Annotated in this window: 21 protein-coding genes; 15 read left to right on the plus strand and 6 right to left on the minus strand. The window is 60.6% G+C overall.

Annotated features, from left to right (window positions below; translation table 11 throughout):
- Nucleotides 1–11 precede the first annotated feature (11 nt).
- From ACZ5M5_RS15720 to ACZ5M5_RS15730, 3 genes are all read left to right on the plus strand, one after another.
- Nucleotides 12–1,322, plus strand: a complete 1,311-nt coding sequence (locus ACZ5M5_RS15720; protein WP_464737578.1) for an FCSD flavin-binding domain-containing protein — start codon at nt 12–14, stop codon at nt 1,320–1,322.
- Nucleotides 1,323–1,700: 378 nt separating this feature from the next.
- On the plus strand, nt 1,701–3,248 hold the full coding sequence (locus ACZ5M5_RS15725) for a TerC family protein (protein ID WP_464737579.1): 1,548 nt from the start codon (nt 1,701–1,703) through the stop codon (nt 3,246–3,248).
- A 32-nt stretch (nt 3,249–3,280) separates the two neighbouring features.
- Nucleotides 3,281–4,387, plus strand: a complete 1,107-nt coding sequence (locus tag ACZ5M5_RS15730) for an NAD(P)/FAD-dependent oxidoreductase (RefSeq protein WP_060743215.1) — start codon at nt 3,281–3,283, stop codon at nt 4,385–4,387.
- On the opposite strand, the gene ACZ5M5_RS15735 is transcribed toward ACZ5M5_RS15730, so the two are convergent.
- The gene (locus tag ACZ5M5_RS15735) at nt 4,384–4,956 is read right to left on the minus strand and encodes a TetR/AcrR family transcriptional regulator (RefSeq protein ID WP_060742307.1); all 573 of its coding nucleotides are present in this window, start codon (nt 4,954–4,956) and stop codon (nt 4,384–4,386) included. The genes ACZ5M5_RS15730 and ACZ5M5_RS15735 overlap by 4 nt on opposite strands.
- Nucleotides 4,957–5,070: 114 nt before the next feature.
- Here ACZ5M5_RS15735 and ACZ5M5_RS15740 point away from each other — a divergent pair, with 114 nt between their 5' ends.
- Nucleotides 5,071–6,507: an amidase gene (locus tag ACZ5M5_RS15740; RefSeq protein WP_060742306.1), complete on the plus strand. Its 1,437-nt coding sequence runs from the start codon at nt 5,071–5,073 to the stop codon at nt 6,505–6,507.
- Between the two features lie 104 nt (nt 6,508–6,611).
- Here the strand turns inward: ACZ5M5_RS15740 and ACZ5M5_RS15745 are convergent, their stop codons facing one another.
- Complete coding sequence (locus ACZ5M5_RS15745; RefSeq protein WP_060742305.1) at nt 6,612–7,619, minus strand: hypothetical protein; 1,008 nt, start codon at nt 7,617–7,619, stop codon at nt 6,612–6,614.
- Between the two features lie 110 nt (nt 7,620–7,729).
- Here ACZ5M5_RS15745 and ACZ5M5_RS15750 point away from each other — a divergent pair, with 110 nt between their 5' ends.
- Nucleotides 7,730–8,353, plus strand: a complete 624-nt coding sequence (locus tag ACZ5M5_RS15750) for a TetR/AcrR family transcriptional regulator (protein WP_464737580.1) — start codon at nt 7,730–7,732, stop codon at nt 8,351–8,353.
- Nucleotides 8,354–8,406: 53 nt separating this feature from the next.
- On the opposite strand, the gene ACZ5M5_RS15755 is transcribed toward ACZ5M5_RS15750, so the two are convergent.
- Both ACZ5M5_RS15755 and ACZ5M5_RS15760 read right to left on the minus strand, forming a co-directional pair.
- Entirely contained in the window at nt 8,407–9,468 is a 1,062-nt protein-coding gene (locus ACZ5M5_RS15755; RefSeq protein ID WP_464737581.1) for an XAC2610-related protein, read from the minus strand.
- Nucleotides 9,363–9,788, minus strand: coding sequence for a hypothetical protein (locus ACZ5M5_RS15760; RefSeq protein ID WP_464737582.1), 426 nt, complete (start codon nt 9,786–9,788; stop codon nt 9,363–9,365). Before ACZ5M5_RS15760 ends, ACZ5M5_RS15755 begins: the two co-directional genes overlap by 106 nt.
- A 152-nt stretch (nt 9,789–9,940) precedes the next feature.
- On the opposite strand from ACZ5M5_RS15760, the gene ACZ5M5_RS15765 reads away from it, so the two are divergent.
- Both ACZ5M5_RS15765 and ACZ5M5_RS15770 read left to right on the plus strand, forming a co-directional pair.
- On the plus strand, nt 9,941–10,570 hold the full coding sequence (locus ACZ5M5_RS15765) for a LysE family translocator (RefSeq protein WP_060742303.1): 630 nt from the start codon (nt 9,941–9,943) through the stop codon (nt 10,568–10,570).
- A 64-nt stretch (nt 10,571–10,634) separates the two neighbouring features.
- On the plus strand, nt 10,635–11,315 hold the full coding sequence (locus tag ACZ5M5_RS15770) for a class I SAM-dependent methyltransferase (RefSeq protein ID WP_464737583.1): 681 nt from the start codon (nt 10,635–10,637) through the stop codon (nt 11,313–11,315).
- 38 nt (nt 11,316–11,353) lie between these two features.
- Here the strand turns inward: ACZ5M5_RS15770 and ACZ5M5_RS15775 are convergent, their stop codons facing one another.
- On the minus strand, nt 11,354–12,595 hold the full coding sequence (locus ACZ5M5_RS15775) for an OprD family porin (protein WP_464737584.1): 1,242 nt from the start codon (nt 12,593–12,595) through the stop codon (nt 11,354–11,356).
- 242 nt (nt 12,596–12,837) lie between these two features.
- Here ACZ5M5_RS15775 and ACZ5M5_RS15780 point away from each other — a divergent pair, with 242 nt between their 5' ends.
- The 8 genes from ACZ5M5_RS15780 (at nt 12,838) to ACZ5M5_RS15815 (ending at nt 21,137) form a co-directional block, all read left to right on the plus strand.
- On the plus strand, nt 12,838–13,761 hold the full coding sequence (locus tag ACZ5M5_RS15780) for a LysR family transcriptional regulator (protein WP_464737585.1): 924 nt from the start codon (nt 12,838–12,840) through the stop codon (nt 13,759–13,761).
- A 114-nt stretch (nt 13,762–13,875) separates the two neighbouring features.
- Nucleotides 13,876–14,667, plus strand: a complete 792-nt coding sequence (locus ACZ5M5_RS15785; RefSeq protein WP_060742299.1) for a putative hydro-lyase — start codon at nt 13,876–13,878, stop codon at nt 14,665–14,667.
- 40 nt (nt 14,668–14,707) lie between these two features.
- Nucleotides 14,708–15,268 (plus strand): hypothetical protein, encoded by a 561-nt coding sequence (locus tag ACZ5M5_RS15790; protein ID WP_103308724.1) that lies wholly within the window; start codon nt 14,708–14,710, stop codon nt 15,266–15,268.
- A 177-nt stretch (nt 15,269–15,445) separates the two neighbouring features.
- On the plus strand, nt 15,446–16,381 hold the full coding sequence (locus ACZ5M5_RS15795; protein WP_464737586.1) for a LysR family transcriptional regulator: 936 nt from the start codon (nt 15,446–15,448) through the stop codon (nt 16,379–16,381).
- A 97-nt stretch (nt 16,382–16,478) separates the two neighbouring features.
- A complete protein-coding gene (locus ACZ5M5_RS15800; RefSeq protein WP_464737587.1) occupies nt 16,479–17,858 on the plus strand; it encodes a UDP-glucose dehydrogenase family protein in 1,380 nt (459 codons plus the stop codon).
- A 176-nt stretch (nt 17,859–18,034) separates the two neighbouring features.
- The gene (locus ACZ5M5_RS15805; RefSeq protein WP_060742295.1) at nt 18,035–18,742 is read left to right on the plus strand and encodes an HPP family protein; all 708 of its coding nucleotides are present in this window, start codon (nt 18,035–18,037) and stop codon (nt 18,740–18,742) included.
- 133 nt (nt 18,743–18,875) lie between these two features.
- Nucleotides 18,876–19,982, plus strand: coding sequence for an enoyl-CoA hydratase/isomerase family protein (locus tag ACZ5M5_RS15810; protein WP_464737588.1), 1,107 nt, complete (start codon nt 18,876–18,878; stop codon nt 19,980–19,982).
- Nucleotides 19,983–19,985: 3 nt separating this feature from the next.
- Nucleotides 19,986–21,137 (plus strand): acyl-CoA dehydrogenase family protein, encoded by a 1,152-nt coding sequence (locus ACZ5M5_RS15815; RefSeq protein WP_092164474.1) that lies wholly within the window; start codon nt 19,986–19,988, stop codon nt 21,135–21,137.
- A gap of 259 nt (nt 21,138–21,396) precedes the next feature.
- Here ACZ5M5_RS15815 and ACZ5M5_RS15820 read toward each other — a convergent pair whose 3' ends face one another.
- Nucleotides 21,397–22,170: an enoyl-CoA hydratase gene (locus ACZ5M5_RS15820; protein WP_024617255.1), complete on the minus strand. Its 774-nt coding sequence runs from the start codon at nt 22,168–22,170 to the stop codon at nt 21,397–21,399.
- Between the last annotated feature and the right edge of the window lie 3 nt (nt 22,171–22,173).

The following is a 22,173-nucleotide window of genomic DNA, read 5'->3' on the forward strand; positions in this document are numbered from 1 at the left end:
TCCAACCGAACATGACCACATCATTGCACTTCAGTCGCCGTACCTTTCTCGCCTCGATCCTCGGCAGCATCGCGGCCAACTTTGCCTATGCCAGCACGCCGCTCACGGGTGCCGGCATGCGGGTGGGAATTGTCGGTGCCGGCGTCAGCGGCCTGATGGCCGCGCGCTACTTGCTGGAGCTCATGCCCAACGTAAACATCACCGTGTTGGAAAGCGGTCGGGACTACCACGCTTGCTTCAAGTCGAACGAGGCCCTGGCGGGCCTGCGGCCCGAAAGTGACTTGCGCTTCGATTATGCGAACTGGGCGAACCGCGTGCGCTGGATTCAAGACAAGGTCACTGGCATCGAACCTGGCAAGATACTCACGCAGCGCAATGGCACGCAGGCCTTCGATAAAATCATCATCGCCACCGGTGTGCAGTTCCGCTACGAGGAGATCGAGGGCTTATCCGAAGAGAATTCCCTGAAGGTTCCCCACGCCTGGGGCGGCGAGCCGCAGTTTACGGCCCTCAAGTCACAGCTCAGCAACATCCCGGACAACGGCGTGGTCGTGATCACGCCGCCTGCCGGCACTTATAAGTGCCCACCCGGTCCCTATGAACGTGCGAGTCTCGTGGCGCACTATCTGCGCACCCACAAGCCCAAGGCAAAACTCATCATCGCGGACGCCAACGAGAGTTTCTCCAAGCAGCCGCTCTTCCAGCAGGGCTGGGAGCGTCTCTACGGCTTCGGCACGTCGAACAGCCTGATCGAACGGATCAGTGGCGCCCATGGCGGCAAAGTTATCAGCGTCGATGTGCAGCGCAGACACGTTAAGCTCGAAAGCGGCGACACCATTGCCGCAGACATTTGCAACCTGATCCCGCCCCAGCATGCAGGGACCATGCTGACACGCTCAAACCTGACAAATGAGAGCGGATGGTGCCCAGTGGACAAGGCCACCATGGAGTCGACACTGATGAAGCACGTGTACGTTGTCGGCGACGCTTGCGATGCCGCAACCATGCCGAAATCCGCTTTCTCTGCGACGTCCCAAGCCAAAGTCTGCGCATTTGCAATCGCGACCGAAGCCGCGGGCAATCCATCGCCATCCCCCCATTACATGAACGCTTGCTTCAGCTTGCTGGAGCCCGGCTACGGCATCTCGATCGCCCACCAATACGGGCTGGACAGGTCCAACAATCGTATTATCCAGATGTCTGGAGGGCTGACGGCGCTAGAGGCGTCGCAGGATGACCTGTCACGGGAAGCGTTGTTTTCCGAGGACTGGTTTCAAACGCTCACGCGACAGCTATTTGGCCCCGGTGATCCGTTGGTCTAGAAAGTCTCAGGGTTGCCAGGGACAACACTTCTGATGTTGAAAGTGCCCGCGCTCGCCTGCTGCCGGAACAACTGATTGTCCAGGCCGACGGCGCAGCGCTGGGCTGCCCCCGGCACCTTCCACTCCGCAGCGGATGCGATGCACGGTTTTATCATCGATCGCCTCCCTGTCAGATCCTGTAATAAATAGTCTCGTATGAAGTACTGGAAACCGTTGTAGGATTTCTTCCCCAATCATTTCCAGGTCTGTATGAACACCCTCCAGGAACCTCCCAGTCGCCTTTCAAAGAATCGTTTTCTCTCCTGCGCTCCAGCGGCCTGCATACGCTCGTTGCAGCCCCCTTCCCTCGCATTGACCGTCCGAGGGAGCGAATAATCCATGGAATGGATCGTTGACCCTACGGCATGGCTGGGCCTGCTGACGTTGATCGTGCTGGAGCTGGTGCTCGGCATCGATAACCTGGTATTCATCGCCATCCTGGCCGACAAACTTCCGCCCGAGCAGCGCGACCGTGCCCGTATCATCGGCCTGTCCCTGGCGTTGCTGATGCGCCTTGGCCTCCTCGCCAGCATCTCCTGGATGGTGACGTTGACCAACCCGCTGTTCGAGGTCTTCGGCAAGACGTTCTCGGGCCGGGATTTGATCATGCTGTTCGGTGGTGTGTTCCTGTTGTTCAAGGCAACCATGGAGTTGCATGAGCGACTCGAGGGCCACGTGGCGCAACGTTCCGGCAATGCCGCCTATGCGATGTTCTGGCCTATCGTTGCGCAGATTGTGGTGCTCGACGCGGTCTTTTCCCTGGATGCGGTGATCACGGCCGTGGGGATGGTGGAGCACCTGTCGGTCATGATGATCGCGGTGATGTTCTCGATCGGCTTGATGATGGTCGCGAGCAAGCCGCTGACAAAATTCGTCAACGGCCACCCTACCGTCATCATGCTGTGCTTGGGCTTCCTGATGATGATCGGCTTCAGCCTCACGGCTGAAGGCCTGGGCTTCCACATTCCGAAAGGCTACTTGTACGCCGCGATTGGTTTCTCGATCCTGATCGAACTGTTCAACCAGTTGGCGCGCTCGCGCCGCAAGAAAAGCCTGCAAGGTCTTCGGCCGATGCGCGAGCGTACCGCCCATGCGGTGTTGCGCCTGCTGGGCGGCCAAAAGCTGGGGGCCGATGAAGTCGGCGAGGAAATCGCCGACATGCTGGAAGGCGATGAACCGGAGCAGGTTTTCCATCGGCGCGAACGAGTCATGATCAGTGGCGTGCTGCAATTGGCCGAGCGCCCGATACGCAGCGTGATGACGCCTCGTGCGCAAATTGACCACCTCGACTTGGCAGACACCACGCAAGACATCCGTACGGCGCTGATGCACTCTTCTTACTCGCGCTTGCCGCTGATCCGCGAAGGACGCGTGGATGAGCCGCTAGGCTTTGTCCATAAGAAAGAACTGCTCAAGGAAATACTGGCGGGCAATCAGCCGAACCTGGAAGTCATGGCGCGCAAAGCCATCAACCTGCTCGACAGCTTCACGATCCTCAATGCACTGGAGCAAATGCGTAAAGAGTCGACCCACATCGCGTTCGTGGTGAGCGAGTTCGGTGACTTCGTCGGCCTCCTCACCATGACTGACATCCTGGAATCCATTGCCGGCGAACTGCCGGATGCCAGTGAAATCGAAGGCCCGAATATTGTTCCCCAGCAAGACGGTTTCCTGGTCAGCGGCGCCCTGAATCTCAGTCAGGTCCGCGAACACATCGGCTTCCAGGCGAAAGCGACAGAGGATTACCAGACGCTGGCTGGTTTGGTGATGAGCCTGCTGGATCGCTTACCGATCATTGGCGACACGCTCAGTTGCCAAGGATGGAGCATGACCGTGATGGAGGTTGAAGAACGTCGAGTGACCAGGGTGCTGTTGCGTCAGGAATAAGCACAGAGATGCAATTGAAAGGAGCCATGACGGTGAGTGTCGATATCGATTGCGTAGTCGTGGGTGCGGGTGTCGTCGGTCTTGCCGTCGCGCGGGAAATGGCCCTGGCAGGTCATGAAGTGCTGGTGATTGAAGCCGGAGAAGCGATTGGTATCGGCACAAGCTCGCGTAATTCGGAGGTGATCCATGCCGGGATCTACTACCCGCCCGGCAGCCTCAAGGCCCAGTTGTGCGTCGAGGGCAGGCATGCACTTTATGCCTACTGCGATAGCCATGGGGTCAGCACACGTAAAACTGGAAAGCTGATCGTCGCCAAGGATGAAGCGCAAGTTCGCCAACTGCAGGTCTTGCTCGAGCGAGGACTGGTGAATGGCGTGGAGGATCTACGCCTGCTCGATCGTGAGCAGGCCCTCGCGCTGGAACCTGCGCTTGAATGCATTGCCGCTTTGTATTCGCCGTCGACCGGCATCGTGGATTCCCATGGGTTGATGTTGGCGTTGCAGGGCGATGCTGAAGCGGCAGGCACCACCATCGCGTTCTACTCACCCCTGATCAGCGCCCGGGTCACCGCTGACGGTTTCCTTCTCGATGTCGGAGGGGCGGCACCGATGGTGTTGTCCTGCCGCCTGCTGATCAACGCGGCCGGCCTTAAAGCGCCTGCATTAGCCAGGCGCATGGAGGGCTTGGCGCAACAAACGGTACCCCGGGATTACCTGTGCAAAGGCAGCTACTTCAGCCTGGCCAAGCGCGCGCCCTTCACACATCTCATCTACCCCGCGCCGGAGGCCGCCGGCCTCGGGGTTCACATGACCTTGGACCTGGGCGGCCAAGCGCGTTTCGGCCCGGACACCGAATGGGTCGAGGCCGAGGACTATCGGGTCGATCCATCACGGGCCAATGCCTTCTATGCAGCGATTCGCAGCTATTGGCCCGATTTGCCGGACAACAGTTTGCAACCCGGGTACAGCGGGATTCGCCCGAAAATTTCCGCACCTGGCGAACCTGCCAGCGACTTTCTCATCAGCAGTGAACGGCTGCACAACGTTCCGGGATTGATCAATCTGTTCGGGATCGAATCGCCCGGGTTGACCGCTTGCCTTGCCATTGCCAAGCGGGTTCGGGGGCTGCTTGAGCGCTAGCCGCTGATTTTTTTCCGAACCATCTTCATCAGATTTTCACCGACACCCTCGATGCTTTTGTTCTGCGAAACGACCTGGGCCCCCTCCATCAGATAAGTGAGTTCCATCGCAGCTTCGTTCGATTCGGGCAAATCGGCCGCGACACAGAGATCCACCAGTCGGAGGAACTGCCGCTTTTTATGCGCTTCGATGAGTTGGCGGGCGGGATTTCCTGGCTCGGGTAGCTCCGCCAGTGAATTGGTAAACGGACAGCCCCTATAAGACGCTGCCGAAAGATCCTTGGCGATGAACTCGGCAAACCCGAGAATCTGCGCCTTTGCATCGTCGGCGTACTGCGCCGAAAGCGCGTCGAATATCTCGGAATATTTATCGACGAGCAGCCTTAGCCACTCCAGCACCAGCGCGTCTTTCGAGTCGAAATGCCGGTAGACGGTCATCTTGGTCGACTTGGCCTTTGCCGCGATGGCGTCCACCGTCACTCGACTAATGCCTTCATTGAAAAACAGCTCCTCGGCTGCATCGAGAATCCTTTCTCGGGGAGCTAACTGTGGAATTCGTTCGGGCCGCATGGTGTTCTCCGCTTGACATCGATACTTAACGGTATCTTACTATACCAATGAGTATCTCTCGATACTGATAAGTAATCATACCGCTTTTGCCAGGTAGATGGCTCGGAGAACGCGATGAGAACCACTGAATACGCCGAATACGATGCGATGGGTCTTGCTGAGCTGATCAGCAGCGGTCAAGTCACTCAAGCCGAAGTCAGCGCTGCGGCCCTGTCCGCCATTGAGCAGCTCAATCCAAGGATCAATGCGGTGGTTGAGGTTTGGGGAAATGAACCTCAGGCAGCTACCGGGCCATTCAAGGGCGTGCCGTTTCTGGTCAAGGACTTAGGGCTGACTGCCAAGGGGCACCTGAATGAGCTGGGCAGTCGCTTGGCGACCGGGTGCATTGCCGTTGAGGACTCTAACCTGATGATCCGCTTGCGACAGGCAGGCCTCGTGACCATCGGCAGAACCACCACTCCGGAATTGGCTGCCAGTACAACCACTGAATCCGTATTTTCGGGCCCTACGCGCAACCCATGGGATTTGAGTCGCAGCGCGGGTGGATCGAGTGGTGGCTCGGCCGCTGCCGTAGCCGCCGGCCTGGTACCTGCGGCGCATGCCACCGATGGCGGTGGTTCTATCCGCGTACCATCAGCCGCTACCGGACTATTCGGACTCAAGTCCAGCCGGGGCAGAATTTCAATGGGGCCTGCGGTGGACGAGGTATGGGCCGGGCTTGCCGTGCACGGTGTCGTCAGTCGAACCGTGCGCGACAGTGCCGCTTTACTGGACGCAACCAAAGGGGCTGCTGTTGGTGATCCCTTTGAGATTGTTAAGACGCAACATTCCTATCTGGCGGAAACGACTCGCGAGCCGGGATCCCTACGGATTGGCCTTCTCCTGCATCCGCTAAACGCCACTCGTTGCGCCGAACCGATCGCAGAAGCGACCTGCAATGTTGCGGTCCAGCTCCAAGGCCTGGGTCATAGCGTGGAAGAAGTCCGTCTGGACATTGGTCTGAGCTGGGACGGCTTTATTGAAATGAATGCACGGTTCTGGTCAGCCAATACCGCTGCCTGGATCAATGCCATCGCTGCGGGAACAGGCCGCCCCATTGATGCCACCACGCTTGAACCTGCCACGCTTTCGCTGCATCAGATGGGGAGTCGACTCACCGCCATCGATTTGCTTGAGGCCATGCATTCGAGAAATCTTGTGACCCGTAGCATGGGTCACTTCTTCTGCAAATACGACGTCCTGTTGAGTCCGACGCTGCCAGCACTGCCCCCTGCAATAGGCAGCTATAACGATGGGCAGCAGCATCTGGATGGCAGAGGCTGGATAGATCGCGTATTCACCCACTCCCCTTTCACCGCGTTAGCGAATGTCACGGGGTCCCCTTCTATGTCCATGCCATTGGCGTTTGATCCAGCAAGTGGCCTACCTATAGGCATGCAGTTCTCAGCGGGCTTTGGTCGAGAGGACTCACTGCTGCGTCTGGCAGGTCAGTTGGAGCGAGCCTTGCCTTGGGCAGCACGCAAACCTGAGGTTTGGGCTGGAAAGCTGTAGCCCGGTGGGTATCCCTCAGCATTAGCGTGCTAGCCGATAGCCGGCTAGCAGATCTGACCTTTTAGAGCCGCCGAGAAAACGCTCAGCACACGGGATTGCGCAGGTCATGACTCCTGCAGCTTGCGCAACTCACCGCCCTCCGCCTTCAGACGCTCCAGATACGTGCGGGCATCCAACAATTGATAAGGGAAATAAAGCCCTGGCGGAGTCGGTGGCTGGCCGTCCAACCCGAGCAGCCGTTCCAGCGTCATGGCGACGCTGAGGCCGGTCAAGGGCGCAGCGCCTGCCGGGTGGATGACCGCATGACGTGTATGCAGCGGTTCGCCCTTGAGATCATCGCCAACCAGTTCGATGATGATCTCGGTGGACATCGGCCTACCCTGGCGTCGGCTTGAGCTCACCGCGGTGGCCATGTTGAACTGGACATTCGGTGCCCCCGTCGCCGTCGCCAGGCCAACGACATCAATGGACGAAAAGCCCCCAGCCTCGATTTGCGTACCATCCACCGCATGGAATCTGGCCTTGGACTCCTCTCCTTCGCGCCAGACGAACACACCGTCGCGTCGTGTCAGTGCGGCGGGCAGCATGTTGTTCAAGTGTTCAAAGTCGGTGGCGACGGTCGGGCCGCCGGTGTCCTGCTCATCGACCAGCGCGTTGATACGGATATCGTGGACTCGGCTGAATGCCCGGGCAATGCTCAGTGTCGACACTGTTGTCGCGCCTGCCATCCATTCGTAACCCAGGACAATGGGCGAGGCGTCAGGCCTGTGCATGTACGTCGCGATTTCCGGCGCGATCTCGAAAACACCGGAGGAAATGCTGAGGTGCGGCACGCCGCGCTTCTGCGCAAACCGCAACCCGGCAATAGCGTGGTCCATATAAAAGACCACGACGGCGCTGATCGGGCGATCGCCGAGGCCCAGGTCGTCTGCGGCGGACTCAATCACCACGCCCTGCGCCCGGCCAATGTGCTCCGCGGCACGCTGAGCCTTGGCAAGGTCGCGACCACCGATCAACAGGGGTACGTCGGGATGAGCGGCGCGCAGCGCCCGGGCGGTGTGGTGGCCAATGGCGCCAGAACCGCCCATTAGCAAGATAGGATCAAGTGACATAGTGTGTTCTCCTTGTCTCTGGTTTAAACCTACTTTCAGTAGGTAAGCTAACACAACATCACGCACTCCAACCTACCATTGGTAGGTTTTTATCGACCAGGAACGAAAACGTGCAAAACAACACTGAGCAAAGCGCTATCAGTTCCCCTCCCCGCCGGCTTTCGAAAGCCGAACGGCGGCGACAGTTGCTGGATACCGCGTTATTGATCGTGCGCGAGGAAGACGCGGATCGCTTGACCTTGGGGCACCTGGCCGTTCGTGCCGGCGTATCCAAACCGGTGGTCTACGATCATTTCGGCACCCGCTCGGGCCTGTTGATCGAGCTCTACAAGTGGATCGATACCGAGCGGGTCACCGCTTTCCGTGACGCCATGTCCAAGACTGCGCGCAGCCTGGAAGAGACGGCGCTAGTCCTGGCCAGCGCCTACATTCATTGCGCGGCCGATAACACCGACGAATTCCATGCCGTGGGTGCAGCCCTGGCAGGCAGCGAGGAGAAGGCGGCGGTGTTCCAGGAGCTTCTGGATAACTGTGTGCAGATGTTCATGTCTGTGCTCGAACCTCATGCGACGTGGTCAGCGGACGAACTCGAGCGATGCTGCACTGGCCTGGTTGGCGCGGGAGAAGCCCTGTCCGGCGCATTGGTACGGGGGCGGCATGGCGAAGACGAGGTCATCGGAACGTTCGCTTCACTGATTCGAAGCGTCGTAGAACCGACAGGAACGCAGCGTTAGTCGCTGCCCTAACGGCCCCGGGATGCTTACTGTCCGATTGGCTGCTGTGGTGCTCAACGCAGCTTCAAATACACCCCAGCCAATCCGTCCTGTGAATCCGGCACCGCGTTGTAGCCAATGACCGCAAAGCCTTTCACCAATTGAATGTGATACGGCCCGTTCTTCTCGCTGGCTTGCGGCTCGCGCACGATGATCAGGTTGTCGGTGTCCATCGGCACGATGTGATGTTCGGTCACGTTGTTCTTCGTGGTCACGGTGAATTCGGCGACTTCTTTCCCATTGGCGTCGCGGTCCGGGAGGATCTTCAAGTCCAGATCCGCATCATGCCCCGGGGAATCCTGGCGCATCCGGTAATGGCCGCTGCGCTGGTCAGCGTCGACGTCGTCGATTTTCTCGACATCCAACTCCCGTTCTTCATCATGTAGCAAGACTACCCGTTGGCGGTCGTTGCCCTCGGCATCGCTGATCCACGTGCCAGTGAAAAAATAGGGTTCGACATTTTCCCGGGAGATCCGCCAGGTACCCGTTTGACCACCGTCGCCGGCATATTCATGGAGGTTGATAAGGCCATCGTCAGCGTCTTCCCGAATGCCCAGCAGCTTGATCAGTTCGCTATTGTCCGCCTGGGTATAGCGCACTTCGCCAATGATCACGGCGCCTTGCGCCTGATACCAGAGCTCTACCGGGGTCTTGGCGTCGAGGGTGCCGGCAAGGATCACCGGTTCCTCCTTTTCCGGACCTTCCAGGCGCGACTGTTCGTGCCACTGGCCTTCTTTCAATTCACCCGTGGTGCGCAGCGTGTAGCCGCCGGGCATGCTGGTGTTTTCCCCTGGCTCGGTAGGCTGGATTTGCTCTTCGGTGCTCGAATAGAGCAGCACCAACTCGTCGCCACGCATTTTCCAGTGGGTGGCGCGCGTCCAGCAGCAGTCGCGGTCGGTTTGCGAAAGCAGGATGCCGTCCAGCGGGCTGACGGAGAACATGCCTTTGCTGTCCTCCTTTGCCAGGTTCGTCAGGGCCGGGTTGAGGGCCCATTGGGTTTTCTGCGGGTCTTGCAGGTAGACGTCGAATGTCGGTTTGTAGCTCGCCTCGGGATCATTGCCGTTGCGAATCGCCAAGTCCTGGCGGCCGTCGAAGTTGAAGTCGTCGAAGTACAGCAGGCTCTGGGGCCAAGTAGCCAGTTATCGACCTTACCGTTGCGGTCCACGGGCACGTTGCCGGCGGGCGTCTGCAATTGCTGCAGGGTTTCGAGGGTTTTGCTGTCGCGCACGGTAATGAACGCTTGTGCCAGCTGATGTGGATCTTCCGGCGGCTCCGGGAACAGCACTTCGATCAGGTACTGACCGCTGCGATCATTCACCGAAAACGCCCGCGGCTCGGCCATGACCGAGGCCGTCAGAGCCGTGGAAAGAAGCACACTGCCGACAAGCGAACGCATCCATCGACTTCCTTGCTGAATTCGGGGCCGCAGTTTAGCGACAACCGTGATTCATCGCGAGACGACTGTTGCTATCAGATAAGCCCGGACTGTAACTGACGCCCTCCTCGCCCTTCGCTTACTGTCGTGGCTCATCCCACGGAGTGTTCCCCATGCCGGATACCGCCAATCTCTACCTGTTCGTGGTTGCTGTCGTACTTCTGCTGATCGTTCCGGGGCCCAACATGGCCTTTGTCACCAGCCATGCGTTGGCCCACGGCTGGCGTGCCGGCGTCGCAGCCGCCCTCGGCATTGCCTTTTCGGACGCGCTGATGACGCTGATGGTCAGCGCTGGCATTGGCGCGCTGGTCATGAGCTGGGCGCCAGCGTTCGACGTGCTGCGCCTGGCCGGGGCCGGTTATCTGCTGTGGCTGGCCTGGCAAGCACTCAGAACGCCGGCAGCGACGCAGGATAGCCAGCTCCAGGCGGCTTCGCTGTGGAAAATCTTCTGCCGAGGCGCCCTCAACAGCCTCTTGAATCCCAAGGCGCTGCTGTTCTTCATGGTGTTCCTGCCCCAGTTCGTCAACCTCAAGGCCGGCGGCGTGGGCTTGCAGTTGATCTTCCTTGGCGCCTTGCTGGCACTGATTGCACTGGTCTTCCATACGCTGCTGGGTGTTGGCGCCGCACAGCTCAGGGCAAAACTGGCAAGCGGTGGGATTTCAAGACGCCTGGGCACCTATGGTTTTGCCGGGGTCATGGCAGCGCTGGCGGCACGCCTGTTGTTTCTTGACCGACCGCTTTGACCTGCGGCGCCTCTGCGCCAGCCGTTGTCCTATGCTTACTCGACCTATTGCCGGAGCTGGATCAATGTCGCTCTCCGAAACCACCCTCCTCCAAAGCTGGCAGCACAATGCCCAAGCCTGGATAGAAGCCATCCGCACGGGGGCCATCGAAAGCCGTCAGACGGTCACCGACCAGGCCATGCTGCTGGCAGTACTGAGCCGTCAGCCCGAGCGCGTGCTGGATCTGGGTTGTGGCGAAGGTTGGTTGTTGCGGGCGCTGACTGAACGGGGCGTCGAGGCGGTGGGTGTGGATGGTGACGCGACGTTGGTCGAATCGGCCCGGGCGTCGGGATCCTCGCCGGTGCATCTGGCAAGCTATGACGCGCTGGTAGAGGCGAAGGTGGACGTCGGCAGCGGCTACGACCTGGTCTGCGCCAACTTCGCCCTGTTGCATCAGGACATCATCCCGCTGCTCGCCGCCATGAACGCCTTACTCAGCCCTGGCGGTGCACTGGTGATCCAGACGTTGCATCCCTGGACCGTGGCGGCGGGCAATTATCAGGACGGCTGGCGGGAAGAGACCTTCGATGGGTTCAAAGGTCAATGGCAGCCGATGCCGTGGTACTTCCGCACCTTGTCCAGTTGGCTCAATGCCTTGGACATGGCTGGTTTTCGACTGGTGGGCCTGCAGGAGCCGCAGCACCCGCAAAGCCCGGTGCCGCAGTCACTGCTTCTGGTGGCCGAACAATCCCCGTCATGGCGTTAGCGACTCGACGGCCCCCCTTCGGTGTTACCGGAATATCGTTACCACAGCGCCACCGTATAGCTGACGATCAGCCGATTCTCATCCAGGTCATTACCAAAATTCGAGCGCACCGTCGCGTTGCGCCATTTCAAGCCCAGCCCCTTCAACGTGCCGTCTTGCACCACATAGGCAATGTCCGTGTTGCGCTCCCATTCCTTGCCTTCGCCCGCGGCGCTGCGCTGGACGTTGTCGCCAGTGATGTATCGAGTCATGAAGGTCAGCCCGGGCACGCCAATGGCCGCGAAGTTGTAGTCATAACGCGCTTGCCAGGAACGCTCGTCGATGTTGGCGAAGTCGCCGATCTGCACGAAGTTGACCAGGTACGGATCGCTGCGGCCGATGTAGGGGAACGGATCGTCGCCGCTCATGCGCTGATAGCCCAGGCCCACGGCATGGCCCGCCAGGCTGTAGGTGAACAAGGCGCCGAAGGCCTGGTTGTCGAGATCGCGGAAACTGCCGTCTTCGGCGCTGCGCGAGTAACGCACGTCACTCTTGAATGACTGGCCTGCGCCCAGGTCCAGGGTGTGGACGAACCCGAAATAGTTTTGCTGGTAGATATCCTGCAGCTGGCTATAGCGGTATTGCGCCGTGAGGTTCGGCAGGAACTGATAGTCCGCCCCGGCGAACTGGAACTTGTCACTGCTGCCACCGATGCGGTTGGCGGTCATGTCCTGGTAGTCGGTGGAGTCGACAAAGTTGATCTGCGTGAGTTGCCCGGCAGTCAGCTTCAAACGATCGATTTCCTGCACGCTCAGCAACCCACCCTTGAACGTTCCCGGTAACAGGCGCGTATCGTTGGAACTCACCGCCGGGTCCTTGATCTGCAACGTCCCCAGTTTCAAGGTGCTATTGGACAGGCGCACCTTGGCGGTCAGGCCCAATTCGCCATAACGGTCCTGGGAACCGCCCGACAAATCCGCTGGCAACAGATTGGTGCCAGCCGTGCCGCCGCCGGAGTCCAGCTTGAAACCGGCCATGCCCAAGGCATCGAGGCCGAAACCCACGGTCCCGGCGGTGTATCCCGATTCCATCCGCAGCAGAAAACCCTGGGCCCATTCCTCGGCCTTGTCCCGTGCCCCTTCCTGGCGAAAGTCGCGGTTGAAGTAGAAGTTGCGGGCCTCCAGGCTGCCTTTGCTGTCGGCGATGAAGTCAGCCTGGGCGCACGGCACGCCGATCAGGCTCAAGCCGAGCAAGGTGCCCGCCGAGGTGCAGGTCCATCGAGGGAATGTGGCATGTTGCATGGCGCGCTCCTTTTATGGGCGCGAGCGAACCCGCCAGGGCTGTGCGCACGCCTCGTTATTGTTGTCATGGGGATACCGGCGCAATGGGCCTGCGTCGTGGAGCGGATTCTTGGTGCCGGATCCGCGCAGCGTCAAACGGGAAAAAAGCCGTATCGGGCATAAGAAAATTTGATGCGTCCGATGGCCCGATCTGGAGTAACAATTGCAATCAAATAAGAACCACACGTCCCCAGAGAGCCTTCATGAACCTCAAATTCCTCGAAACCTTCGTCTGGGTCGCCCGGCTGCAAAGCTTCAGCCTCACCGCCGAGAAGATGTTCAGCACCCAGGCGGCGATCTCCAGCCGGATCGCGTCACTGGAAGAGGAACTGGGCCTGCGCCTGTTCGTGCGGGATTCGCGCGGGGTCTCGCTGACACCCGAAGGCCTCAAGGTGCTCGACTACGCGCAACAGATGCTCGACGTCCAACGGGCGCTGAAGCAATCACTGGACACCAGCAGCCCCCAGCAAGGCCTGGTGCGCATCGGCGTGATGGATACGGTGATCCACACCTGGCTCAGCCCATTGATGTCGATGCTGATGCAGGCCTTTCCCGCCGTGGAAATCGAAATCACCGCCGATGCCGCACGCAACCTCTGTGAGCAATTGCAGAAAGGCTACCTGGACATCGTGTTCCAGACCGATCTGGTGCGCCACGAAAGCGTGCGCAATCTGGAACTGGGGCACTACCCCATGCATTGGATCGCCGCCAGCCAGTCGATCTATGCCCGACCCTATGGGTCGTTGGCGGAGATGGCCAGCGAGCGCATCATCACCTTCGTCAAGCATTCGCGACCGCATCAGGACGTGCTCAACCTGCTGTACGCCCATGGCGTGAGCGCGCCGCGGGTCAGTTGTGTCAATTCGGTCTCGGCCATGACCCGGCTGATTCGTGACGGTTTCGGCATTGGCGCCTTGCCGGCAGCGCTGGTGGCCAAGCCCCTGGCCAGCGGCGAATTGATCCCGCTCGAACCCGGTACCGCCCTGCCCCAACTGGACGTCGTTGCGTCCTGGCGCGCTGGCGTCGGCCTGGAGTTGATCGAGAACATCGTCCAGATGAGCCGCCAGGTGGTCAGCCAGTACGCCGTCGATGTCGGGCCGTTGCGCATGGTGGCCGCCCCGGCCTGAACAGCCAGGCGCCTCTCGAATAACTTTTAGTTGTCGCGGGGTACCAATATTCCTTGTTGGACGTCCTCACCACGCTGTTCTCAAAGTAGCGAACGAACACTTGGAGAACCCGTGATGACGTCCTTCGAACAACTGCAGCAATGCACACCTCTCGTCCTGCGCCAAAGCATCGCCGCCGGCCAGTACCAGGGCCATACCAGCGGCCTGGGCCAGGGTCGCGTGCAAGCCAATATCGTGATTCTGCCCGGCGACTGGGCCAATGAATTCCTGCGCTACTGCACCCTCAACCGCCAGGCCTGCCCGGTGCTTGACGTGACCGAGCCAGGGGATCCGTTCTTCCGCAACCTGGGCGCGGCCATCGATATCCGTCATGAAGTGCCTCAATACCGGGTCTATCGCCACGGCGAGTTGAGCGAGTCGCCGCTGGACATCGAACACCTGTGGCAGGACGACCTGGTGGCCTTCGCCCTCGGTTGTTCGTTCTCCTTCGAACAACCCTTGCTGGAGGCCGGCATCCGTTTGCGGCACATTGAACTGGGACGCAATGTCGCGATGTTCCAGACCAACATCGACACGCGACCCACCGCCCGCCTGTCTGGCAAGATGGTGGTGACCATGCGGCCGATGAAAGCCGCCGCGGCCATCCAGGCGATCCAGATTACCGGGCGCATGCCCAATGTCCACGGCGCCCCGGTGCACATCGGCGATCCGTCACTGATCGGCATTCAATCCCTGGACACGCCTGACTACGGCGATGCCGTACCGGTGGAAGCGGACGAGATCCCGGTGTTCTGGGCCTGCGGCGTGACACCTCAATCGGTGGTCCAGGCCTCGCGTCCACCGCTGTGCATCACCCACGCCCCGGGTTGCATGCTGGTGACGGACTTATGGAACAGTGATTTGTAGGCCTCGAACGAGGCTGCTTTGCGACTTGAAGGGATACACGATGAATACTGCTCAGTTCTCGATTCAACAGTACATCCGTGCCAAGGACGGCAACCGCCCGCACCTGCTGGACCAGGCCTTTACAGCGGCTGCCATCCTGGACATGGTCGTGCACACCGGCGCCATCACGTTTCCCGACCACGTTGAAGGCCGTGCCGCCATTGGCGATGTGCTGGTCAGGCGCTTCGGCCAGACCTTCGAAAACGTCTACACGTTCTGCCTGGCCGCCCCTCCACCGGCAAACGCCGAGGCGTTCCAGTGCAAATGGCTGGTGGCGATGTCAGACAAGAACAGCGGCGAGGCGCGTGTCGGTTGCGGCCTGTATGACTGGCAGTTCGATCCGCAGTCGCAACGGGTCAAGCGATTGACCATCACCATAGAACACATGAAGACCCTGCCGGCGACCGATCTGCCGATGATCATGGCCTGGGTATCAAGGTTGGACTATCCATGGTGCCGGCCCGAGGCGATTATTGATAACGCGCCGGATTTGGACGAATTGCTAGAGGTAGTCCGCTGCTTGGCTAATACCGGAGCAGTGAAGAAAATGAAGCCCGCCTAGGCAATTGTGACGAGGGGATTTCTCTGTGGGAGCAAAGCTTGCTCGCGATGCAAAGGCCTCGGTTCCTAGGGAGACCGCGTTATCTTCATCGCGGGCAAGCCTTGCTCCTACCGGGTGGGGTTACTCCCGTCGCCACTGTTTCTATGCGCCCATGACTGTCCCAAGGAACCGCCCCCAGTGAACATCAAGTTTCTCGAAACCTTCGTCTGGGTTGCCCGCCTGAAGAGCTTTCGCCTCACCGCGGAAAAGCTATTCACCACCCAGGCCTCCATTTCCAGCCGGATCGCCGCCCTGGAAGATGAAATGGGCGTGCGCCTGTTCGTGCGCGATTCCAAAGGGGTGTCGCTGACCTCCGAAGGCCAGCGCGTGCTGGAATACGCCGAGCGCATCATGGACACCCTGCAAAGCATGAAAGCCGTGATCAAGGATCCGCGCCAGGTGCGTGGCCGGATCCGTATCGGCGCGATGGATACGGTGATCCACACTTGGCTTAGTCCCTTGGTGACACGCCTGATGGAATGCTACCCGGCCCTGGAAATCGAACTGTCGGCCGATACCGCGAGCAACCTCTGTTCACAGCTGGAAAAAGGCTACCAGGACATCATTTTCCAGACCGACATCCTGCGCCTGGACAGCGTGCGCAATGCGTTGCTGACCCGTTATCCGATGCACTGGGTGGTGCGCACCGGCTCCGCCTATGACCGAGCCTATGGGTCACTGGAAGAACTGTCCCAGGAACGCATCGTAACGTTCTCACGCAACTCACGGCCCCACCAGGACATCCTCAACCTGCTGCACTCGGCCAACATCGTCTCGCCACGCATCAACTGCGTGAACTCGGCCTCGGCCATCACCCGTCTGGTTCGCGACGGCTTTGGTATCGGCGCCATGCCCGCGGCGCTGGTGGTCGGCGAACTGGCCCAGGGTACATTGACCTTGGTGGACGGCGTGCCGCTGCCATCGGTCATGGACATTGTCGCCAGTTGGCGGACCGGCGCCGGAATGGAGCGAGTGGAAGACATCGTCAGCCTGACCCGGGAGGTGGTCGGCGAGTTTGTCGCGCAACTGCCAGCCGCGTACCGATTGGCGGGGCAAGACTTCAGCGGACTGTAAGTGAACTGCAATATCCCCGACTTATTCTGGACCAAGCGCACTGCGGCGAACGCTGGTTGTGCATGTCGCTCGCTCGGAATGATCCAGGGAATCCGCCATGAAGATCAGTGTATTCGGAAGTGGTTACGTAGGGTTGGTGCAAGCCGCCGTGTTGGCGGAGGTGGGCCATGACGTGGTGTGCATGGACATCGACGAGCGCAAGGTCGACAGCCTTCGGCAAGGCCAGGTGAGTATTTTCGAACCCGGCCTGGCCGCGCTGGTGCGCGAAGGGCTGGAGGCCGGGCGTTTGCACTTCACCTGTGACGAACAGCTCGCCGTGCAACACGGCCAGGTACTGTTTATCGCCGTGGGTACGCCCTCCCGGGACGATGGCAGTGCCGACCTGAGCCAGGTGCTGGCCGTTGGCGACGCTGTCGCCCGTTATCGCGAGCAACCGCTCATCGTGGTTGAGAAGTCCACCGTGCCGGTGGGCACCGGTGACGTTCTGCGGGCGCACATCGACAAATGCCTGCTCAAGGCCAGTCGCTTGCTGCAGTTCGATATCGTCTCCAACCCCGAATTCCTCAAGGAAGGCTCGGCCGTCGCCGATTGCCGTCGTCCGGATCGCATCGTGATCGGCTGCGAGCGCGATGAAGTGCGCGAAACCATGCGCGACCTGTACGCACCGTTCAACCGCAATCACGATCGGGTCCTGTTCATGGACCTTCGCAGCGCCGAGCTGACCAAATACGCGGCCAACGGCATGCTGGCGACCAAGATCAGCTTTATCAACCAGATCGCCGAACTGGCCGAACACCTGGGGGCCGACATCGAGTCCGTGCGCCTGGGCATCGGTGCCGACTCGCGCATCGGTTACCACTTCATCTACCCGGGATGCGGCTACGGCGGCTCGTGCTTCCCCAAGGACATGCGCGCCCTGATCCACACCGCCGAGCAGGCGCACTGTTCCAGCGACCTGCTGCAAGCGGTGGAAGCCATCAACGGTCGGCAGAAACACAAGCTGTTCGAGCGGATCAACGCGTTCTACCAGGGCGACCTGCGCGGCAAGACCTTCGCGCTGTGGGGCCTGGCCTTCAAACCCAACACCGACGACATGCGTGATGCTCCAAGCCGTACCCTGCTGGAGTCGCTCTGGGCTGCGGGAGCCAGTGTCCGCGCCTTTGACCCCGAGGCGATGCAGCAGACGCAACTGCTCTATCCAGACGAAACCCGACTCATGCTGATGGGCACGCCGGAATCGGTGTTGCCGGGAGCCGACGCGCTGGTCATCTGCACCGAATGGCAGCCCTTCAAGGCGCCGGACTTCGAGCTGATCCGGCAGCGACTCAAGGCCCCGGTGATTTTCGACGGGCGCAACCTGTTCGACCCCGAACGCATGGCCGACAAGGGCTTTACCTATTTTCCCATGGGCCGCGGCCAGTCACGCAACCTGCCCATTGCCCAGCAAACGTGGTTCCCCGCCTCGAGAAGCGCTTGAGCCTGACCGTTACCTCAAAATTAATGCACTCAACCAGCATTAATATGAATTTGTAAGCAAGGGTTGTGACCGGCACACTGTGCACCGTTCCTCCCCCAACTGTTGGAACACTTAAAGGGCTTTCTGGGATTTTCCCGTAAGCCCCTTTTTTTGTTCGTTTTTTGGATTCTCGCTAAATGCTTTCTCGCTGGTTTCCCGCCGCTATCAATACCCGTCCCACCGAATGGAGCCGCGCCGCCCTCGGCATGGCCCTGGGGACGATGTTCAGTGTCTGGCTATGTGGCCAGGTCTTTGGCCTTGAGGTAGCGCAACACCTGATCGGCCCGCTCGGCGCTTCGGCCGTGTTGTTGTTTGCCGTGTCCTCGGGTGCCCTCGCCCAGCCCTGGTCGATTGTCGGCGGTTACCTGTGTGCGTCGGTCGTGGCACTGCTGGTGGCCCATGTATTGGGGCGGACGCTGGGCAGCGCCTGCCTGGCGGCCGGCATGGCGCTGGTGTTGATGTGCTGGCTGCGTTGCCTGCACCCACCGGCAGGCGCCCTGGCGGCGACCTTGGTGCTGGCGGATCCGTCCATCGTTGCCTTGGACTGGCAGGCGGTCGGCGCGGCCATGTTGGCCGGCTCCGGGTTGCTCGCCTGTGCGCTGGCCTACAACAACCTGACGCGGGTGCGCTACCCCAAGCGCGCCAGCGAACCGGCGGCCGTCATACCGGCTGACCACCCTCCCGTCGACCGCCAGGCCATCACCGCCGAAGACCTTAAATTGGCCCTGGCGGAAATGGAGGCCTTCTTCGACGTCACCCCGCAAGATCTCGAACAATTGATCCAGGCCAGCGAGCGAAACGCCAGGCGCCGCAGCATCGCGGAGGTGCTTTCCGGTCGCGGTTGAGCCTGTGGCTGCTATAAATATGCAGACAGGACCTGCACGTATCCCGGTTGTGCAAGGCAAATTTGCACTGGTACGATCTGAACGGGTACGCGCGACACCATTCGTAAAAAACAATAAAAGCAGGGAGTTAGCGATGACAGCTCAGGTTTCATCCCAAGCTGCGGAAACCATGGAAACCGTGGCCAATGAGGTGCTGGTCGACGTTCGCAATCACATTGGCCACTTGACCCTGAACCGCCCCGCCGGCCTCAATGCCCTCACCCTGGGCATGGTGCGCAGCTTGCAGCAACAACTCGATACTTGGGCACTCGACCCACACATTCGTGCGGTGGTATTGCGTGGCGCGGGCGACAAAGCCTTCTGCGCCGGCGGTGACATCCGCTCGCTGTACGACAGCCACAAGCAGGGCGACACCCTGCATGAAGATTTCTTCGTCGAGGAATACGCCCTCGACCTGACGATCCACCATTACCGCAAACCGATTCTCGCCTTGATGGACGGCTTCGTGCTGGGCGGTGGCATGGGCCTGGTGCAAGGCGCCGACCTGCGGATCGTGACCGAACGCAGTCGCCTGGGCATGCCGGAAGTCGCCATCGGCTATTTCCCGGACGTGGGTGGCAGTTATTTCCTGCCGCGCATTCCTGGTGAGCTGGGGATCTACCTGGGGGTCAGCGGCGTACAGATCCGTGCCGCCGACGCGCTGTACTGTGGGTTGGCCGACTGGTATCTCGACAGCCGCAAACTCAAACAGCTCGATGAGCGCCTCGATAGGCTGGAATGGCACGACACGCCGCTCAAGGACCTGCAAAGCCTGCTGGCCAAACTCGGCCAGCAACAACTCCCTGCGCCCCCCCTGGCCGATTTGCGGCCGGCCATTGACCATTTCTTTGCCCTGCCCGATGTGCCAAGCATGGTCGAGCAGTTGCGCCAGGTCACCGTCGTCAACAGCCACGAATGGGCGCTGAAGACCGCCGACGTGCTGGAGAGTCGCTCGCCCCTGGCCATGGCCGTGACCCTGGAAATGCTGCGGCGCGGTCGGCATTTGAGCCTGGAAGACTGTTTTGCCCTGGAACTGCATCTGGACCGGCAATGGTTCGAACGCGGTGACCTGATCGAAGGCGTGCGCGCCTTGCTGATCGACAAAGACAAGAACCCGCGCTGGAACCCGCCGACCCTGGAGGCGCTGGACGCCGACCATGTGGCGAGTTTCTTCGACGGCTTCGACGACCACGGGAACTGAGCCATGCACGACCTCGAACTGACCGAAGAACAAGTGATGATCCGCGACATGGCCCGGGACTTCGCCCGTGGTGAAATCGCTCCCCATGCCCAGGCGTGGGAAAAGGCCGGCTGGATCGACGACGGCCTGGTGGCAAAGATGGGTGAACTGGGCCTGTTGGGGATGGTGGTACCGGAAGAATGGGGCGGCACCTACGTCGATTACGTGGCCTATGCCCTGGCGGTGGAGGAAATCTCCGCGGGCGACGGTGCCACCGGGGCGCTGATGAGCATCCACAACTCGGTGGGTTGCGGGCCGGTCCTGAATTTTGGCACCGATGAACAGAAACAGACCTGGCTGGCCGAGCTCGCCAGCGGCCAGGCCATTGGCTGCTTCTGCCTGACCGAGCCCCAGGCCGGTTCCGAAGCCCACAATCTGCGCACCCGGGCCGAACTGCGCGATGGCCAGTGGGTCATCAACGGCGCCAAGCAGTTCGTCAGCAACGGCAAGCGAGCGAAATTGGCCATCGTGTTTGCGGTGACGGATCCGGAGCTGGGCAAAAAAGGCATTTCGGCGTTCCTGGTGCCCACGGATACGCCCGGGTTCATCGTCGATCGCACCGAACACAAGATGGGCATCCGCGCTTCAGACACCTGCGCGGTCACCTTGAGCAATTGCACCGTCCCCGAGGCCAACCTGCTGGGCGCGCGTGGCAAAGGCCTGGCCATCGCTTTGTCCAACCTGGAAGGCGGTCGCATCGGCATCGCGGCGCAAGCCTTGGGTATTGCCCGCGCGGCATTCGAAGCGGCGCTCGCCTACGCCCGCGATCGCGTCCAGTTCGACAAGCCGATCATCGAGCACCAGAGCATCGCCAACCTGCTGGCGGACATGCACACCCGCATCAACGCCACCCGCCTGCTCATCCTCCACGCCGCCCGCCTGCGCAGCGCCGGCAAGCCATGCCTGTCGGAAGCCTCCCAGGCCAAGCTGTTTGCCTCGGAAATGGCCGAGAAAGTCTGCTCCTCGGCCATACAGATTCACGGTGGGTACGGGTACCTCGAGGATTACCCGGTAGAACGCTATTACCGCGATGCGCGGATCACCCAGATCTACGAAGGATCGAGCGAGATACAGCGGATGGTCATCGCCCGGGAACTCAAGCACTACCTGGTGTAACAGCAGGAAAAGCATCGCGAGCAAGCTCGCTCCCACAGGGGCTGGTGGCGTACGCAAATGCTGCGTACACCTGAGATCCAGTGTGGGAGCGGGCTTGCTCGCGATGGCGGTGGATCAGTCACTTCCATGCTGGATGTGCCGGCGTCTTCGCGGGCAAGCCCGCTCCCACAGGGTTTGATGGCGTACACAGATGACGCGTACACCCCAAATCCACTGTGGGAGCGAGCTTGCTCGCGATGGCGTCAGTCGGAACGCCGCCTTACTTATCCTGAAACTCCGCCGCGCGCTTGGCCACGAATGCCGCCATGCCTTCTTTCTGATCCTGCGTCGCGAACGCCGCGTGGAATACCCGGCGCTCGAAACGTACGCCTTCGGACAGGCTGACTTCAAACGCGCGGTTGACGCTTTCCTTGACCATCATGCTGATGGGCACCGACTTGGAGGCGATCAACGCTGCGGTTTTCAGCGCATCGTCCAGCAGCTCATCGGCCGGTACGATCCGCGCAACGATGCCGCAGCGCTCGGCTTCTACCGCGTCGATAAAGCGCCCGGTCAGGCACATTTCCATGGCCTTGGCCTTGCCCACCGCCCGGGTCAGGCGCTGGGTGCCGCCCATGCCCGGCAGTACGCCGAGGTTGATTTCCGGCTGGCCGAACTTGGCATTGTCGCCGGCCAGGATGAAGTCGCACATCAACGCCAGCTCGCAGCCACCGCCCAAGGCAAAACCGTTCACCGCCGCGATGATCGGCTTGCGACGGTTGGCCACACGGTCGCTGTCGCTGAACAGGTCGTCCAGATAGATCTGCGGGTAGGTCAGCTCGGCCATTTCCTTGATGTCGGCACCGGCGGCGAAGGCTTTTTTCGAGCCCGTCAGCACGATGCAGCCGATCTTCGGATCCGCCTCCAGGCTATCCAGCGCCTGGTTCAGCTCGCTGACGATCTGCGCATTCAAGGCGTTCAAGGCCTGGGGACGGTTGAGGGTGATCAGGCCGACGCGGTCCTTGATCTCCAATAAAATCGTTTCATAGCTCATGCA

It is taken from the genome of Pseudomonas sp. Van50, from assembly GCF_055390755.1.

Excerpts from the sequence above, each read along its gene's own strand:
- ACZ5M5_RS15720 (WP_464737578.1), top strand. The coding sequence starts at position 12 with ATGACCACATCATTGCACTTCAGTCGCCGTACCTTTCTCGCCTCGATC.
- ACZ5M5_RS15725 (WP_464737579.1), top strand. The coding sequence starts at position 1,701 with ATGGAATGGATCGTTGACCCTACGGCATGGCTGGGCCTGCTGACGTTG.
- ACZ5M5_RS15735 (WP_060742307.1), bottom strand. The coding sequence starts at position 4,956 with ATGCGGCCCGAACGAATTCCACAGTTAGCTCCCCGAGAAAGGATTCTC.
- ACZ5M5_RS15740 (WP_060742306.1), top strand. The coding sequence starts at position 5,071 with ATGAGAACCACTGAATACGCCGAATACGATGCGATGGGTCTTGCTGAG.
- ACZ5M5_RS15745 (WP_060742305.1), bottom strand. The coding sequence starts at position 7,619 with ATGTCACTTGATCCTATCTTGCTAATGGGCGGTTCTGGCGCCATTGGC.
- ACZ5M5_RS15760 (WP_464737582.1), bottom strand. The coding sequence starts at position 9,788 with ATGCGTTCGCTTGTCGGCAGTGTGCTTCTTTCCACGGCTCTGACGGCC.
- ACZ5M5_RS15765 (WP_060742303.1), top strand. The coding sequence starts at position 9,941 with ATGCCGGATACCGCCAATCTCTACCTGTTCGTGGTTGCTGTCGTACTT.
- ACZ5M5_RS15770 (WP_464737583.1), top strand. The coding sequence starts at position 10,635 with ATGTCGCTCTCCGAAACCACCCTCCTCCAAAGCTGGCAGCACAATGCC.
- ACZ5M5_RS15775 (WP_464737584.1), bottom strand. The coding sequence starts at position 12,595 with ATGCAACATGCCACATTCCCTCGATGGACCTGCACCTCGGCGGGCACC.
- ACZ5M5_RS15780 (WP_464737585.1), top strand. The coding sequence starts at position 12,838 with ATGAACCTCAAATTCCTCGAAACCTTCGTCTGGGTCGCCCGGCTGCAA.
- ACZ5M5_RS15785 (WP_060742299.1), top strand. The coding sequence starts at position 13,876 with ATGACGTCCTTCGAACAACTGCAGCAATGCACACCTCTCGTCCTGCGC.
- ACZ5M5_RS15790 (WP_103308724.1), top strand. The coding sequence starts at position 14,708 with ATGAATACTGCTCAGTTCTCGATTCAACAGTACATCCGTGCCAAGGAC.
- ACZ5M5_RS15800 (WP_464737587.1), top strand. The coding sequence starts at position 16,479 with ATGAAGATCAGTGTATTCGGAAGTGGTTACGTAGGGTTGGTGCAAGCC.
- ACZ5M5_RS15805 (WP_060742295.1), top strand. The coding sequence starts at position 18,035 with ATGCTTTCTCGCTGGTTTCCCGCCGCTATCAATACCCGTCCCACCGAA.
- ACZ5M5_RS15810 (WP_464737588.1), top strand. The coding sequence starts at position 18,876 with ATGACAGCTCAGGTTTCATCCCAAGCTGCGGAAACCATGGAAACCGTG.
- ACZ5M5_RS15815 (WP_092164474.1), top strand. The coding sequence starts at position 19,986 with ATGCACGACCTCGAACTGACCGAAGAACAAGTGATGATCCGCGACATG.
- ACZ5M5_RS15820 (WP_024617255.1), bottom strand. The coding sequence starts at position 22,170 with ATGAGCTATGAAACGATTTTATTGGAGATCAAGGACCGCGTCGGCCTG.